Here is a 14,909-nt window from a genome sequence, read left to right as displayed (position 1 = left end):
GGAAGGCCGGAACGGATGACCGAGAACCCGCCGGGCGAGCTCCGGGACGAGGGCAGCCAGTGGTACGACGGCGAGGCCGGGCCCCTGGTGCGCCCGTACGCCATGACCGGCGGACGGACCAGGCCCGGCCCCACCGGCGTGCCCTTCGACCTGATCGCCCTCGTCACCCTCGACCCCACGGCACCGGGCGTCGACGACGACAGCGCGCTCGGCCCGGAACACAGGACCCTGATCGAGCTGTGCCGCACCGACACCCAGTCGGTCGCGGAACTCGCGGCGGACGCCGACCTGCCCGTGGGCGTGGTCCGTGTGCTCCTGGGCGATCTGCTGGAACTGGGCTGCGTCGTCGTCAGCCGCCCCGTGCCACCGGCGCATCTGCCGGACGAGCGGATTCTGCGCGAGGTCATCGAAGGGCTGCGGGCCCTGTAGATGAACCTTCACGACCGACCCGGCGCCTCTTCTGTCGCCGTTCCGCACGCTTCCGGTGATCGATCGGCCAGGAGTCGGTCACATCTGGTGCCTTTCAGTCCGAACCCTCGGGGAAGCGGCGAAGTTGCCATGATGCTCCCCTCACGCTCCGAACGCAGCCGGCTCTCCCGAGAGAGAAGTGATCATGGCCTCTGAGCAAGTAGAAGCCGCCGACGACGCCTCCGCCCTGGCGCTGAAGATATTGGTGGCCGGGGGATTCGGCGTCGGCAAGACCACCCTGGTCGGCTCCGTGAGCGAGATCCGGCCCCTGCGCACCGAGGAGCTGCTGAGCGAGGCCGGTCAACTGGTCGACGACACCGACTGCGTGGACCACAAGGTGACGACCACCGTCGCCATGGACTTCGGCCGCATCACGATCCGTTCCGGCCTCGCCCTGTACCTGTTCGGGACGCCGGGGCAGGACCGCTTCTGGTTCATCTGGGACGAGCTCTCGCAGGGAGCCCTCGGAGCGGTGGTCCTCGCCGACACCCGGCGCCTGGAGGACTGCTTCCCGGCGGTCGACTACTTCGAGCACCGGCGCATCCCGTTCGTCGTCGCCGTCAACTGCTTCCCCGGCGCGCGCCCCTATGGCGCCCACGACGTCTCACGCGCCCTCGACCTGGACCAGGGGACACCCGTGGTGCTGTGTGACGCCCGCGACCGCGACTCCGGCAAGGAAGTGCTGATCCGCCTCGTCGAGTACGCCGGGCGCATGCACACCGCCCGGCTCCTCGATTCAGTGAGCTGAGGCGGCCTCAGTCCGCGAGATCGCTCACGGCCACCACGTGGTCGATGTGCACCCTCACCAGCAGTTCACCCGGAACGCCGTTGCGGGCGCCGAACTCCTCGGCACGGTCCTCGCCCATGTACCGCGCGGCGATCCGGGTCGCCCACCGCCGGATCTCGTCCAGATCGTCGGACAGCCGGGCCTGCCCGTTCAGCACCACGAACGAGAACGGCGGCCGGTCGTCGTCGACGCAGAGCGCGACCCGCGGGTCACGGGCGAGATTGCGCCCTTTCACTGTCTCCTCACCGGTGTTGAAGACCAGTTCGTCACCGTCGAGCAGGAACCAGATCGGGGCGATATGAGGGCTTCCATCGGCCCTTACGGTCGCCAGCTTGCCGGTTCGGGTGCCGTTCGAGAGGAACGCCCGCCATTCCTCGTCGGTCATCTTGTGTGCCATACGCCCATCCTGCTTGCCCGGACGCCGGAGGTGGGGAAGGCTTGCGGAAAGCTCCTCCAGCCAGGGGGGAGAAGCCACACGGGGAGAACGAACATGGCCCAGAACCAGGGACTGGGATGGCTCCTGGACGATCTCACCCAGCGCGTGGACCACGTGCGGCACGCGCTGGTGCTCTCGAACGACGGACTGGTCACCGGGGCGAGCACCGGGTTGCGCCGCGAGGACGCCGAGCATCTCGCGGCAGTGTCCTCCGGGCTGCACAGCCTGGCCAAGGGCTCGGGGCGCCATTTCGGCGCCGGCCGCGTCCGGCAGACCATGATCGAGTACGACGACGCCGTACTGTTCGTCACCGCCGCCGGGCCGAGCAGCTGCCTGTGCCTGCTGAGCGGTGCCGAGGCCGACATCGGCCAGATCGCCTATGAGATGACCCTTCTCGTGAACCGGGTCGGGGAGCATCTCGGAGTCAACGCCCGGCAGCCCGAACACACTCCGGTATCCGAACTCTGACCTGCGATTTCGCGGTGATCCGAGGGGTTATCCACAGGCTCGCCACGGACTGGGCGGATCTGGCTACGGTGTGTGCACGGCGAACGCGCAGGGCGTGAGCCGGACTCCACGGGGGAGCAGCGCCATGCCGGGAACCACCATCGCATCCGTGACCACCCTTACCCCACAGCGCCCCGAGCACTGCGGACCGAGCCGAGCGGCTCGGGAACTGGTCTTCAAACGCTACGAGTTCGACCTGGCCGTCCAACTCGGCCGCATCCGCACCGTGCCCGACGAGGCGATCGGTGGTGGATGGCGGGTCGCCCGGACGGAGATCGCCCGCCTCCAGGCACAGCCCGGCTTTCCCGAGACGCTCCGGGAACGGGTGAGAGTCGTGGGAACGAAGGAAGGCGCCTCCCTCATGGGCGTCTCCGAAGGCCGGTTCGCCCGCCTGGCCCGGCTGGGCCTCCTGGTACCGGTGCGCTTCTATCTCAACCGCTACCGCGCCGTGGTGTGGCTGTACCTGGCGGAAGAGCTGCGGCAGTTCGTGGCGAGCGGTGACCATGCCGACCTGATCAAGGGCACCACACCCGAGACACTCAGGACGCAGCTGGCGTCCGGGCTCGACCTGCGCCCGCGGAACTGGCGGGGACGCCACCTCGGCTTCCTGCTCCGCCAGGCCGAGGACCCATGGACGCGAGCCGGGGCCGTCGCGGCCTTTCTGCCCAGCGCGCAGATCGCGGAGATCGTCCGGAACTCCCAGGAGCGAGCCCGGCTGGAACGGCTCCGGCCGTACTTGCCCGAACACGGCGCCCCGGGCTCGTCCTCAGCACTGCTCGGAGAGCGGATCATGACCGCGCAGGACGCGGACGAGATCGCCTGGCTGAGCGCCGACCTGGCGCGACACCTGGAAGCCGCGAGAATCCCGACCCGCCGCCCCAAGCCGTCGGCATCCGATCAGCGCGATCACACGACGCGACCGCCGCGCGTACGACAACTTCCCACAGCGGCGGTCACGCCCACACCGCTCGTACGCCGTGACCGTGGGCCCGCCCCGGACGCGCCGCGACCGCCCCGCAAGCTGCTCACATGGCTGTGCGGCAGAAACCCTCGGAGCACGCGCAGCGCACCGGCCGGACACCGAGCTAGAGGGACCTGAACAGACCCTCCTGGACGACCGACACGAGCAGCTGCCCGTGCACGTCGTAGATGCGCCCGCGTGCCAGGCCACGGCCGCCGATGGCGATCGGGGACTCCTGGTCGTACAGGAACCACTCGTCCGCGCGGAAGGGGCGGTGGAACCACATGGCGTGGTCGAGCGAGGCCATGTCGAAGTTCCGCTGGCCCCACAGAGGTTCCACCGGGATACGGACCGCGTCCAGCAGGGTCATGTCGCTGGCGTAGGTCAGGGCGCAGGTGTGGACCAGCGGGTCGTCACCGAGCGGTCCGACCGCGCGCATCCACACGGCGCTGCGCGGCTCGGCACCCTCGATCTCCTCGGCGTTCCAGCGCAGCCGGTCGACATAGCGGATGTCGAAGGGCTGGCGCCGTGCCATCAGCTCCAACTGCTCCGGCAGCGCGCCGAGATGCTTGCGGACCTCGTCGGCGACCGGCGGCAGCGACTCCGGGTCCGGCACCACACGGGCCGGCGGGAGCTGGTGCTCGAACGGTCCTTCCTCGGGCTTGTGAAAGGAGGCGGTCAGATTGAAGATCGTGCGGCCCTGCTGCACCGCCGTGACTCGACGCGTGGTGAACGAGCGTCCGTCACGGACACGCTCCACCTGGTACACGATCGGCACGCCCGGGCGTCCGGGGCGCAGGAAGTACGCGTGCAGCGAGTGCACGGGGCGGTCGCCTTCCGTGGTGCGCCCTGCGGCGACCAGCGCCTGGCCCGCCACCTGGCCGCCGAAGACCCGCTGGAGGGACTCCTGCGGGCTTCGGCCGCGGAAGATGTTGACCTCGATCTGCTCCAGGTCGAGCAGGTCGACCAGGCTCTCGGCCGGATTCGTCATCGGTGGGTTTCTCCTGTGTTCACAACTGGCCGACATCGGTGACACGGATGACCGCACGGCCCTCCGCGTCGGAAGCGGCGAGATCGACTTCCGCGCTGATGCCCCAGTCGTGGTCATCGTTCGGGTCGTCGAAGATCTGGCGGACACGCCACAGGCCGTTCTGCGGCTCTTCCTTGATCACCAGCAGCTTGGGCCCGCGGGCGTCGGGGCCGGTGCCGAGGTCGTCGTACTCGTCCCAGTACTTGTCCATGGCCTCGCCCCACGCGTCCGCGTCCCAGCCGGAGTCGGCGTCCATCTCGCCGAGCTGGTCGACCTGGTCGAGTGCGGCCAGCTCCACGCGGCGGAAGAGGGCGTTGCGGACCAGCACGCGGAAGGCGCGGGCGTTGGTGGTGACGGGCTTCACCTCGTCGGCCTTCTCCTGGGCCTCCTCGGCGGTCATCACCTCGGGGTTGGCCAGCTGCTCCCACTCGTCGAGGAGGCTGGAGTCCACCTGGCGGACCATCTCGCCGAGCCACTCGATGAGGTCCTGCAGGTCCTCGGACTTCAGGTCGTCCGGGATGGTGTGGTCGAGGGTCTTGAAGGCACTCGCCAGGTAGCGCAGGACGATGCCCTCGGTGCGGGCGAGCTCGTAGTGCGAGACCAGTTCCGTGAAGGTCTGGGCCCGCTCGTACATGTCGCGGATGACCGACTTCGGGGACAGCGGGTGGTCGCCCACCCAGGGGTGGCTCTTGCGGTAGGTGTCGTAGGCGTGGAAGAGCAGCTCCTCCAGCGGCTTGGGGTAGGTGATGTCCTGGAGCCGCTCCATGCGGTCCTCGTACTCGACACCGTCCGCCTTCATCAGGGCCACGGCCTCACCACGCGCCTTGTTCTGCTGGGCGGCGAGGATCTGGCGGGGGTCGTCCAGGGTGGACTCGACGACGGACACCATGTCGAGGGCGTACGACGGCGACTCGGGGTCGAGGAGCTCGAACGAGGCGAGCGCGAACGTCGACAGCGGCTGGTTGAGCGCGAAGTCCTGCTGGAGATCGACCGTGAGACGCACGATGCGGCCCTCGGCGTCCGGCTCGTCGAGCTTCTCGACGATCCCGCCGTCCAGCAGCGAGCGGTAGATGGCGATCGCGCGGCGGATGTGCCGGAGCTGCTGCTTGCGCGGCTCGTGATTGTCCTCCAGCAGGCGGCGCATCGCCTCGAAGGCGTTGCCGGGCCGGGCGATCACCGAGAGCAGCATGGTGTGCGTCACCCGGAACCGCGAGGTCAGCGGCTCGGGTTCGGAGGCGATCAGTTTCTCGAAGGTGTTCTCCGTCCAGCCGACGAAGCCCTCCGGAGCCTTCTTGCGCACCACCTTGCGGCGCTTTTTCGCGTCGTCGCCGGCCTTGGCGAGCGCCTTCTCGTTCTCGATGACGTGCTCGGGCGCCTGGGCGACCACGAGTCCGGCGGTGTCGAAGCCGGCGCGGCCGGCGCGTCCCGCGATCTGGTGGAACTCACGGGCCCTCAGGGTGCGCACCCGGTTGCCGTCGTACTTGGTCAGCGCCGTGAACAGCACGGTGCGGATCGGCACGTTGACGCCGACACCGAGGGTGTCCGTGCCGCAGATGACCTTCAGCAGACCGGCCTGGGCGAGCTTCTCCACCAGGCGCCGGTACTTGGGCAGCATGCCGGCGTGGTGGACGCCGATGCCGTGCCGTACGTAACGGGACAGGTTCTGGCCGAACTTGGTGGTGAAGCGGAAGTTGCCGATCAGCTCGGCGATCCGCTCCTTCTCCTCACGCGTGCACATGTTGATGCTCATCAGCGCCTGGGCGCGCTCCACGGCCTGGGCCTGGGTGAAGTGCACGATGTACACCGGAGCCTGCTTGGTCTCCAGCAGTTCGGTGAGCGTCTCGGTGAGCGGCGTGAGCCGGTATTCGTAGGAGAGCGGCACCGGGCGCGTGGCCGAGCGGACGACCGCCGTGGGGCGGCCGGTGCGACGGGTGAGGTCCTTCTCGAAGAACGACACGTCGCCGAGCGTGGCCGACATCAGGATGAACTGGGCCTGCGGCAGCTCCAGCAGCGGGATCTGCCACGCCCAGCCGCGGTCGCCCTCCGCGTAGAAATGGAACTCGTCCATCACCACCTGGCCGACGTCCGCGTCCTTGCCGTCGCGCAGCGCGATGGAGGCCAGCACCTCCGCAGTGCAGCAGATCACGGGTGCGTCGGCGTTCACCGAGGCGTCGCCGGTCAGCATGCCGACGTTCTCGGTTCCGAAGATCTTGCACAGTTCGAAGAACTTCTCCGACACCAGGGCCTTGATCGGAGCGGTGTAGAAGGTGACCTCGTCACGGGCGAGCGCCGCGAAGTGCGCGCCCGCCGCGATCATGCTCTTGCCGGAACCGGTGGGCGTGGAGACGATCACGTTCGCCCCGGACACCACCTCGATCAGCGCCTCTTCCTGGTGGGGGTAGAGGGTGAGGCCGCGATCCTGGGCCCACGACTCGAAGGATTCGTACAGGGCGTCGGGGTCGGCGGTCCGCGGGAGCTGATCGATGAGGGTCACGCCCCCATCTTGCCTGCCCATGCCGTCAACCGGGGAATCGACTGCGGGCGTCAAGATCATGGAGGCTACGCTGTGTCGCCGGAGCAGCATGAGCACCGCAGGTCAACTGGACAGCGGCACACGAGGAATGGGGCGGGACGCGGCCATGATGGGACCAGCACACTCACTGTCGGGGGCCGCGGCCTGGCTCGGGGTCGGAGCGGCGGCGGCAGCCGCCGGACACCCGATGCCCTGGCCGGTCCTGCTGGTGGGTGCCCTGATCTGCGCGGGCGCCGCGCTCGCCCCCGATCTCGACCACAAGGCGGCCACCATCTCGCGGGCCTTCGGCCCGGTGTCCAAGTGGCTCTGCGAGATCGTCGACAAGCTGTCCTACTCCGTCTACAAGGCGACCCGCAAGCCGGGCGACGCACGCCGCTCGGGCGGTCACCGCACGCTCACCCACACCTGGCTGTGGGCGGTCCTGATCGGCGCCGGCAGCTCGGCGGTGGCGCTCGTCGGCGACCGCTGGGGCGTCCTGGCCATCCTCTTCGTCCACATGGTGCTGGCGATCGAGGGCCTGCTGTGGCGGGCGGCGCGTGGTTCCAGCAGCGATGTGCTGGTCTGGCTGCTCGCGGCGACCAGCGCATGGATCCTGGCGGGAATGCTCGACCAGCCGGGCCAGGGTGCCGACTGGTTGTTCGGCGATCCCGGCCAGGAGTACATGTGGCTGGGTCTCCCGGTCGTGCTGGGCGCCCTGGTCCACGACATCGGGGACGCGCTGACCGTCTCCGGCTGCCCCGTGCTGTGGCCCATCCCGGTGGGGCGCAAGCGGTGGTACCCGGTCGGGCCGCCGAAGGCGCTGCGGTTCCGGGCGGGCAGCTGGGTCGAGCTGCGGGTGCTCATGCCCACGTTCATGGTGCTCGGGGGAGTGGGCTGCGCGGCGGCCCTCAACTTCATCTGAGGGGCCGCTCCCCGTCAGGCGGTCGCGTCCGGAGGTGTCCCGCCGTACCGGCGCTCGAACCGGTCGATGCGTCCCTCGCTGTCCAGCGTGCGGGCCTTCCCGGTGTAGAAGGGGTGGCTCTCGGAAGAGATCTCCACGTCGATCACCGGGTAGGTCTCGCCGTCATCCCAGTCGATGGTCTGCTCGCTGACCGCGGTGGACCGGGTCAGAAAGGCGTAGCCCGCCGAACGGTCGCGGAAGACGACGGGCCGGTAAGCGGGCTGCTTGTCCTGCTGCATGGCGGCACCTCGCAGGAGTCGGTGGGGCGGGAGGCTTCCGGATCAGCCGGGGAGCGAGTCTTCATCGACGATGTGCACGGCGGCCTCTTCGGCGGAGGCCGCGGCCCCGTCGATGCCGACATCGGTGGCCACGAGCGCACTCTCCTCGTCCTCGTGCGCGCCCTCGTCGGGCGCCACCAGGCGGCCGGACCGGCGGAAGCCGACCTCGTTGTCGAGCAGTTCACCGTCGGTGGTGTCGCAGTCGCCGAGGCCGTCGCCGTCGGGGGCGGCCTGATCGGGCAGCTCCTCGGCGAGCCGCTGGTCCAGGGTCTCCCCGGCCGCGCGCTCCGCCGCCGTCACACCGTCGTGCTCGACCGCCCACGGCCGCTCGGGCGGGGACCATCCCCGGTCGAGGGGATCGTCGACACCGTCGACGTCCAGTGTGTCCTCGACATCAAGCACTCCCGAGTCCTCCTGGATCTCGTCGGTGCCGGGCTGGTAGACGTCGTCACCCCATCCGTCGGCGCTGTTCACGGGGACCTCCATCCGGTAAGCACGACCCGGCGCCGTGGTGACAGGCGCGGGCTCATCGGTACACACAGCCCTGCTGTCCCGCCCAGCGGCCGGGGAAACGTCCCCCGGAATCCGGGTCCTGTGCCTCCATCCAGCCTTCCACCCCGGTTCGGGACCTCGCAACGGCAACGGTGTGCGGCGCGGGCGGGACGGCCGTGCACCGGCCCGCCAGACTGCCTCAGCCGGCCTCGTACCGCGCCGCAGCCTGCCCGGGCGCACCGCTTCTCACCCGTGCCACGACCGCCAGAGCGCCGCGTAGGCTCCGTCCGCCGCGACCAGCTCGTCATGGCTGCCCAGCTCGCTGATCCGGCCGTCCTCGACCACCGCGATCACATCGGCGTCGTGAGCCGTGTGCAGCCGGTGGGCGATGGCCACCACCGTGCGTCCGTCCAGGACGCGGGACAGCGAACGCTCCAGGTGGCGGGCGGCGCGCGGATCGAGCAGCGAGGTCGCCTCGTCCAGCACCAGCGTGTGCGGGTCGGCCAGTACCAGCCGGGCCAGCGCGATCTGCTGGGCCTGCGCCGGGGTCAGCGGCAGACCCCCGGAACCGACCTCGGTGTCGAGCCCGGAGTCCAGCGCCCGTGCCCAGGCATCCGCGTCGACCGCTCCGAGGGCCGCCCACAACTCGGGGTCCCGGGCCTCGGTACGGGCCAGCAGGAGGTTGTCCCGCAGCGAGCCGACGAAGACGTGATGCTCCTGGTTGACGAGGGCCACGTGCGAGCGGACGCGTTCGGCCGGCATCCCGGACAGCTCCGCGCCGCCCAGGGTGACCTGGCCGTCCCGGGGCGCGTAGACACCGGCCAGCAGCCTGCCGAGCGTGGACTTGCCCGCGCCCGAAGGGCCGACCAGCGCGAGCCGGGTGCCGGGTGCGACCCGCAGGGACACCGCGCGCAGCACGTCGACGCCTTCGAGGTAGGCGAAGTGCACCCGGTCCGCGTGCACGTGCCGTCCGTCCGGCACCAGCGACGCGTCACCCGCGTCCGGCTCGATGTCGCGCACGCCCACGAGCCGGGCCAGCGACACCTGGGCGACCTGCACCTCGTCGTACCAGCGCAGGATCAGGTTGACCGGGTCGACCAGCATCTGGGCGATCAGCGCGCCCGTGGTGAGCTGTCCGACGTCCATCCAGCCCCGCAGGACGAAGACGCCGCCGACCATGAGGACGGAGCCCAGCACGATGATGTGGACAGCGTTGATCACGGGGAACAGCACCGACCGCAGCCACAGCGTGTACCTCTCCCACGCCGTCCACTGGGCGATCCGCTCGTCCGAGAGGGCGACGCGGCGGGCGCCGAGGCGGTGGGCCTCGATGGTGCGTCCGGCGTCCACGGTCTCCGCGAGCGAGGCGGCGACGGCCGCGTACCCGGCCGACTCCGAGCGGTAGCCGGAAGGGGCGCGCTTGAAGTACCAGCGGCATCCGGCCACCAGCACCGGCACGGCGAGCAGGACCGCTGCCGCGAGCGGCGGGGCCGTCGCGACGAGCCCGCCGAGCAGCAGCAGCGCCCACACGATCCCGATGGCCAGCTCGGGGACGGCTTCCCGCATGGCGTTGGACAGCCGGTCGATGTCGGTGGTGATGCGGGAGAGCAGGTCCCCTGTGCCGGCCCGTTCCAGTACGCCCGGCGGCAGCCGCACCGAGCGGACGAGGAAGTCCTCGCGCAGGTCGGCCAGCATCCGCTCGCCCAGCATCGCGCCGCGAAGGCGTACTTGCAGGGTGAAGAGCGCCTGCACGACGAGTGCGAGGACAAAGAGTCCCACGGTCAGGCCCAGCCGGAGGTTCTGCTCCCGTTCGGCTACGCGTTCGACCAGGCCGCCGAGCAGGTACGGGCCCACCATGGAGGCGACGACCGCGACCGTGTTGACGGTGATGAGCAGGAGGAAGGCTCGACGGTGGCGGCGGAAGAGCTCCTTCACGTAGTCGCGCACGGTCGCCGACGCGCCGACGGGCAGGGTGGTGGCGGTCGTCGGGGCCGCCGGGTCGTAGGCCGGAGGTGCTACGCCGATCATGCGCTTTCCTCGATTTCCTCGAGCGGCTCAAGAGCGCACAGGAGAGCTGCTCCGTCCTGGACGCGGGGTGGTTCCTGCGCCGACGCGGACGGGGTGCTGTCAGCGTCGGCCGGTTTCCCGTGCTCGTCATCGGTCTCGCGCGTCACGACGGCGCGGTATCCGGGGTCGGTGCCGATCAGCTCGCGGTGCGTCCCGGTCGCCGCGACCTCGCCCTCATGGAGGAAGACGACCTCGTCCGCGCGGTCCAGGAGCAGCGGGGAGGAGGTGAGCACCACGGTCGTCCGGCCCGAACGCAGGCGGCGCAGTCCGTCCGCGATCCTCGCCTCGGTGTGCGAGTCCACGGCGGAGGTCGGCTCGTCCAGCACCAGCACCTCCGGGTCGGTGACGAGGGAGCGGGCGAGCGCGAGACGCTGCCGCTGGCCGCCGGACAGGGAGCGTCCGCGTTCGGTGATCTGCGCGTCCATCGGGTCGGACGCGTCCAGCGATCCCTGCGCCAGCGAGTCGAGGACGTCCGCGCACTGGGCGGCCGCCAGGGCGTCCTCGGCGCGGACGGCGCCGGAGGCGGGCACGGCGAGCAGCTCGCGCAGGGTGCCGGACAGCAGGACCGGGTCCTTGTCCTGGACCAGTACGGCGGTGCGGGCGTGGTCGAGCGGAAGCTCGTCCAGCGGAACTCCGCCGAGCAGTACCGACAGGCCGGGCTCGGCGGGATGCCCGCCCAAACGATCCGCGAGCCGGCCCGCCATGTCCGGATCGCCGCACACCACCGCGGTGAACCTCCGGGCGGGGGCGAGCAGACCGGTGTCGGGGTCGAACAGATCGCCCTCCGGGACCCCGGTCGTGCGCGAGCCCTCGGTGTCCGTGGGGCGTTCCAGCGACAGCACCCGCGCGGCCCGCTGCGACGACGGACGCGAGAAGGAGTACGCCATGGCGATCTCGACGAAGTGCCGCAGCGGATAGTTGACGACCATGACGGCGCTGTAGACGGTGACGAGTTCCCCGACCGTGATCCGGCCCTCGCGGGCCAGCTGCACACCGCGCAGGACGACCACGATGAGCAGCACACCGGGCAGCAGAACTTGAAGAGCGGAGATGGCCGACCACATGCGGGCGCTGCGCACGGCCGCGTGGCGTACCTCCTGCGAGGCACGGCGGTAGCGGTCGAGGAACAGTTCCTCGCCGCCGATGCCCCGCAGCACCCGGAGTCCGGCCACGGTGTCCGAGGCCAGTTCGGTGGCGCGGCCGGCCTTCTCTCGCTGGACGTCGGCACGGCTCGTGGCCCGCGGCAGGAGGGGGAGCACCGCCAGCGCGATGAGCGGCATCCCCACGGCGATCACCAGGCCGAGAGCGGGCTGGTAGACCACGAGCGCCACACAGACCACGACGACCGTCAACGCGGCCGCGGTGAAGCGGGACACCGCCTCGACGAACCACCCGATCTTCTCGACGTCACCGGTCGAGACGGTGACGACCTCGCCCGCCGCGACCCGCCGGGTGAGCGCCGAGCCCAGGCAGGCGGCCTTGCGGGCCAGCAGTTGCTGGAGCCGGGCGGCCGCCGTGATCCAGTTGGTGACGGCGGCTCGGTGCAGGAAGGTGTCGCCCAGAGCGACGCTCACCCCGCACACCAGCATCAGGCCGCCCGTCAGGGTGAGGCGCGAGGCGGAGCGGTCGACGGCCGCCTGCACGGCGAAGCCGACACAGAACGGCAGCGCGCAGACGGAGACGAAGTGCAGGAGGCCCCACAGCAGCGCCTTGATCTGTCCGTCCAGCTGGTTGCGCCCGAGCCACCACAGCAAGCGGGGGCCGGAACGCGCGTCCGGTACGCCTGGATCTGAGTAGGGAAGGTCTTGGATCTGCATGGCGTCCCAGTGGCTCGTGTCAGGGAAGGGCAGGCTGCCGCGACACCCGGAGGTGGCGGCAAGCCGTGAAAGGTTCGCCTTGCGGGGAGGTGAATTTCAAACGGTTTTCCCGGTGTCGCACGACAATCACCGGGTTTCGGTCACCGGTCTCGGGGTGGATTCACCGCTGCGCGATGTCGCCGTCGACCAGGGTGTCGAGCAGGACGCCGAGCACCTCCCGCTCCTTCTCCGTCAGCGGGGCCAGGATCTCCTCGGCGGCGGAACGGCGCGCTCCGCGCAGTTCGCCCAGGGTGGCGCGGCCCTCGTCCGTCAGCTCGATCCGGGTGACCCGCCGGTTGGACGGGTCCGGCACCCGCCGCACCTTGCCGTGCGCCTCGAGCCCGTCGACCAGGGTCGTCACCGCGCGCGGCACCACCTCCAGGCGCTCGGCCAGGTCGGCCATGCGCGGGGGAGAGTCGTAGTGCGCGAGGGTGCGCAGCAGCCGGGACTGGGCGGGAGTGACCCCCAGATCGCGCCATTCGAGGTGGCGCTTCTGGATGCGGTGCACCCGGCGGGTCAGGCGCAGCAACTGCTCGGCGAGCACACCCTCGGGATCTGGGGTCGTCATGCGGGAACAATATCAGGACCATGTTCATTGTGAGTATAGGTAACAGTGAGCTATGATCAGTGATCTGGAGTCGGCCCGCCTCGGGCCGGCCCTTCCCGCATCCGTAGGAGTCCTTTGAGTTCCGAACGAGAAACGATCTTGATGCCACCCCCGCAGGGTGCCGAGGAGCAGCCCCGGCAGGTGCGTCGCATCCTCAGGCTCTTCCGTCCCTACCGCGGCCGCCTCGCGGTCGTCGGCCTGCTGGTCGGCGCCTCCTCGCTGGTCTCGGTGGCCACACCCTTCCTCCTCCGGGAGATCCTCGACGTCGCCATCCCGCAGGGGCGCACCGGACTGCTGAGCCTGCTCGCGCTCGGCATGATCCTGAGCGCGGTCCTCGCCAGCGTCTTCGGGGTGCTCCAGACGCTGATCTCGACCACCGTCGGCCAGCGCGTCATGCACGACCTCCGCACCGCGGTCTACGGCCGCCTCCAGCAGATGTCCCTCGCCTTCTTCACCCGCACCCGCACCGGCGAGGTGCAGTCCCGCATCGCCAACGACATCGGCGGGATGCAGGCCACCGTCACCTCCACCGCCACCTCCCTGGTCTCCAACACGACCAGCGTGGTCGCCACGATCGTGGCCATGATCGCCCTCGACTGGCGGCTCACGATCGTCTCGCTGCTCCTGCTCCCGGTGTTCGTCTGGATCAGCCGCCGCGTAGGTGACGAACGCAAGAAGATCACCACCCGGCGCCAGAAACAGATGGCCGTCATGGCCGCCACCGTCACCGAGTCGCTGTCCGTCAGCGGCATCCTGCTCGGCCGGACCATGGGCCGTTCCGACTCGCTGACCGCCGGCTTCGCCGAGGAGTCCGAGCGCCTGGTCGACCTCGAAGTGCGGGCCAGCATGGCGGGCCGGTGGCGCATGGCGGTGATCACGATCGTGATGGCGGCGATGCCCGCGTTCATCTACTGGGCCGCGGGGCTGGCCCTCCAGTTCGGCGGTCCCGAAGTCTCGCTGGGGACACTCGTCGCCTTCGTCTCGCTCCAGCAGGGCCTGTTCCGGCCCGCCGTGAGCCTGCTGTCGACCGGCGTCCAGATCCAGACGTCCCTCGCGCTCTTCCAGCGCATCTTCGAGTACCTCGACCTGCCCGTCGACATCACCGAACGCGTGGACCCCGTCCACCTCGACGAGATCAAGGGCGAAGTCCGCTTCGAGGGGGTCGAGTTCCGGTACGACGACAAGAGCGGCCCCGTCCTCGACGGGATCGACCTCACGGTGCCCGCCGGAGGCAGCCTCGCCGTGGTGGGCCCCACCGGCGCCGGCAAGTCGACGTTCGGCTGCCTGGTGCCCCGGCTCTACGACGTCACCGGGGGCCGCGTCACCGTGGACGGCGTGGACGTCCGAGACCTGGACTTCGACACCCTCGCCCGGGCCGTCGGCGTCGTCGCGCAGGAGACGTACCTCTTCCACGCCTCCGTCGCCGACAACCTCCGCTTCGCCAAGCCCGACGCCACCGACGACGAAGTGCGCACGGCCGCTCGCGCCGCCCAGATCCACGACCACATCACCGCGCTGCCGGACGGCTACGACACGATCGTCGGTGAGCGCGGGCACCGTTTCTCCGGCGGGGAGAAGCAGCGCCTGGCCATCGCCCGCACGATCCTGCGCGACCCGCCCGTCCTCATCCTCGACGAGGCGACCAGCGCACTCGACACCCGTACCGAGGCGGCCGTCCAGGACGCTATCGACGCGCTGTCCGCCGACCGGACGACCATCACCATCGCCCACCGGCTCTCGACCGTCCGGGACGCCGACCAGATAGCCGTCCTCGATTCCGGCCGGGTGGCCGAACTGGGCACGCACGACGAGCTGCTGGAGCTCGACGGCCGTTATGCGGCCCTGGTGCGCCGGGACGCTCAGCTCGAACCCGCCGGTCGGCAGGCGGGCATGACGGGCGATCAAGGCCCGACAAGCTGAAGATATGTCGGGTTTACGGTCGTATGC

The 14,909-nt window shown here is 70.2% G+C and carries 14 protein-coding genes; 6 read left to right on the top strand and 8 right to left on the bottom strand.

Annotated features, from left to right (window positions below; translation table 11 throughout):
* The first annotated feature begins 15 nt into the window (after positions 1 to 15).
* Positions 16 to 429 carry a DUF742 domain-containing protein gene (locus ABZ898_RS03760; protein WP_361652411.1) on the top strand — a complete coding sequence of 138 codons (414 nt, stop codon included), beginning with the start codon at positions 16 to 18 and terminating at the stop codon, positions 427 to 429.
* A gap of 184 nt (positions 430 to 613) precedes the next feature.
* Complete coding sequence (locus tag ABZ898_RS03755; protein WP_361652409.1) at positions 614 to 1,216, top strand: ATP/GTP-binding protein; 603 nt, start codon at positions 614 to 616, stop codon at positions 1,214 to 1,216.
* 7 nt (positions 1,217 to 1,223) lie between these two features.
* Here the strand turns inward: ABZ898_RS03755 and ABZ898_RS03750 are convergent, their stop codons facing one another.
* Positions 1,224 to 1,652, bottom strand: a complete 429-nt coding sequence (locus tag ABZ898_RS03750) for a PPOX class F420-dependent oxidoreductase (protein ID WP_361652407.1) — start codon at positions 1,650 to 1,652, stop codon at positions 1,224 to 1,226.
* 93 nt (positions 1,653 to 1,745) lie between these two features.
* Between ABZ898_RS03750 and ABZ898_RS03745 the strand changes: the two genes are divergently transcribed.
* Both ABZ898_RS03745 and ABZ898_RS03740 read left to right on the top strand, forming a co-directional pair.
* Complete coding sequence (locus tag ABZ898_RS03745; protein ID WP_161150532.1) at positions 1,746 to 2,159, top strand: roadblock/LC7 domain-containing protein; 414 nt, start codon at positions 1,746 to 1,748, stop codon at positions 2,157 to 2,159.
* A gap of 124 nt (positions 2,160 to 2,283) precedes the next feature.
* Positions 2,284 to 3,297: a DUF6397 family protein gene (locus tag ABZ898_RS03740; protein ID WP_361652405.1), complete on the top strand. Its 1,014-nt coding sequence runs from the start codon at positions 2,284 to 2,286 to the stop codon at positions 3,295 to 3,297.
* On the opposite strand, the gene ABZ898_RS03735 is transcribed toward ABZ898_RS03740, so the two are convergent.
* Together ABZ898_RS03735 and ABZ898_RS03730 are read right to left on the bottom strand one after the other, a co-directional pair.
* A complete protein-coding gene (locus tag ABZ898_RS03735) occupies positions 3,284 to 4,150 on the bottom strand; it encodes an acyl-CoA thioesterase II (RefSeq protein ID WP_361652403.1) in 867 nt (288 codons plus the stop codon). The genes ABZ898_RS03740 and ABZ898_RS03735 overlap by 14 nt on opposite strands.
* A 19-nt stretch (positions 4,151 to 4,169) precedes the next feature.
* Entirely contained in the window at positions 4,170 to 6,683 is a 2,514-nt protein-coding gene (locus ABZ898_RS03730; RefSeq protein WP_361652401.1) for a DUF3516 domain-containing protein, read from the bottom strand.
* Between the two features lie 145 nt (positions 6,684 to 6,828).
* Here ABZ898_RS03730 and ABZ898_RS03725 point away from each other — a divergent pair, with 145 nt between their 5' ends.
* Positions 6,829 to 7,623, top strand: coding sequence for a metal-dependent hydrolase (locus ABZ898_RS03725; RefSeq protein ID WP_361652399.1), 795 nt, complete (start codon positions 6,829 to 6,831; stop codon positions 7,621 to 7,623).
* Between the two features lie 14 nt (positions 7,624 to 7,637).
* Here ABZ898_RS03725 and ABZ898_RS03720 read toward each other — a convergent pair whose 3' ends face one another.
* The 5 genes from ABZ898_RS03720 to ABZ898_RS03700 all read right to left on the bottom strand — a co-directional run bounded on the left by ABZ898_RS03720 (position 7,638) and on the right by ABZ898_RS03700 (position 12,923).
* Positions 7,638 to 7,901: a type B 50S ribosomal protein L31 gene (locus tag ABZ898_RS03720; RefSeq protein WP_361652397.1), complete on the bottom strand. Its 264-nt coding sequence runs from the start codon at positions 7,899 to 7,901 to the stop codon at positions 7,638 to 7,640.
* 42 nt (positions 7,902 to 7,943) lie between these two features.
* The gene (locus ABZ898_RS03715) at positions 7,944 to 8,414 is read right to left on the bottom strand and encodes a DUF5709 domain-containing protein (protein WP_361652395.1); all 471 of its coding nucleotides are present in this window, start codon (positions 8,412 to 8,414) and stop codon (positions 7,944 to 7,946) included.
* Between the two features lie 264 nt (positions 8,415 to 8,678).
* A complete protein-coding gene (locus ABZ898_RS03710) occupies positions 8,679 to 10,460 on the bottom strand; it encodes an ABC transporter ATP-binding protein (protein ID WP_361652393.1) in 1,782 nt (593 codons plus the stop codon).
* Positions 10,457 to 12,316 carry an ABC transporter ATP-binding protein gene (locus ABZ898_RS03705; protein ID WP_361652391.1) on the bottom strand — a complete coding sequence of 620 codons (1,860 nt, stop codon included), beginning with the start codon at positions 12,314 to 12,316 and terminating at the stop codon, positions 10,457 to 10,459. Before ABZ898_RS03705 ends, ABZ898_RS03710 begins: the two co-directional genes overlap by 4 nt.
* A gap of 160 nt (positions 12,317 to 12,476) precedes the next feature.
* A complete protein-coding gene (locus ABZ898_RS03700) occupies positions 12,477 to 12,923 on the bottom strand; it encodes a MarR family transcriptional regulator (protein ID WP_361652389.1) in 447 nt (148 codons plus the stop codon).
* A gap of 141 nt (positions 12,924 to 13,064) precedes the next feature.
* Here ABZ898_RS03700 and ABZ898_RS03695 point away from each other — a divergent pair, with 141 nt between their 5' ends.
* Positions 13,065 to 14,882: an ABC transporter ATP-binding protein gene (locus ABZ898_RS03695; protein WP_361652387.1), complete on the top strand. Its 1,818-nt coding sequence runs from the start codon at positions 13,065 to 13,067 to the stop codon at positions 14,880 to 14,882.
* Positions 14,883 to 14,909 lie beyond the last annotated feature (27 nt).

Origin of the sequence: Streptomyces sp. NPDC046860, assembly GCF_040645115.1 — a bacterium.
GTDB lineage: Bacteria > Actinomycetota > Actinomycetes > Streptomycetales > Streptomycetaceae > Streptomyces.
Note: the sequence above shows the minus strand (reverse complement) of the source record. Positions and strands in the feature narration are given on the sequence as shown.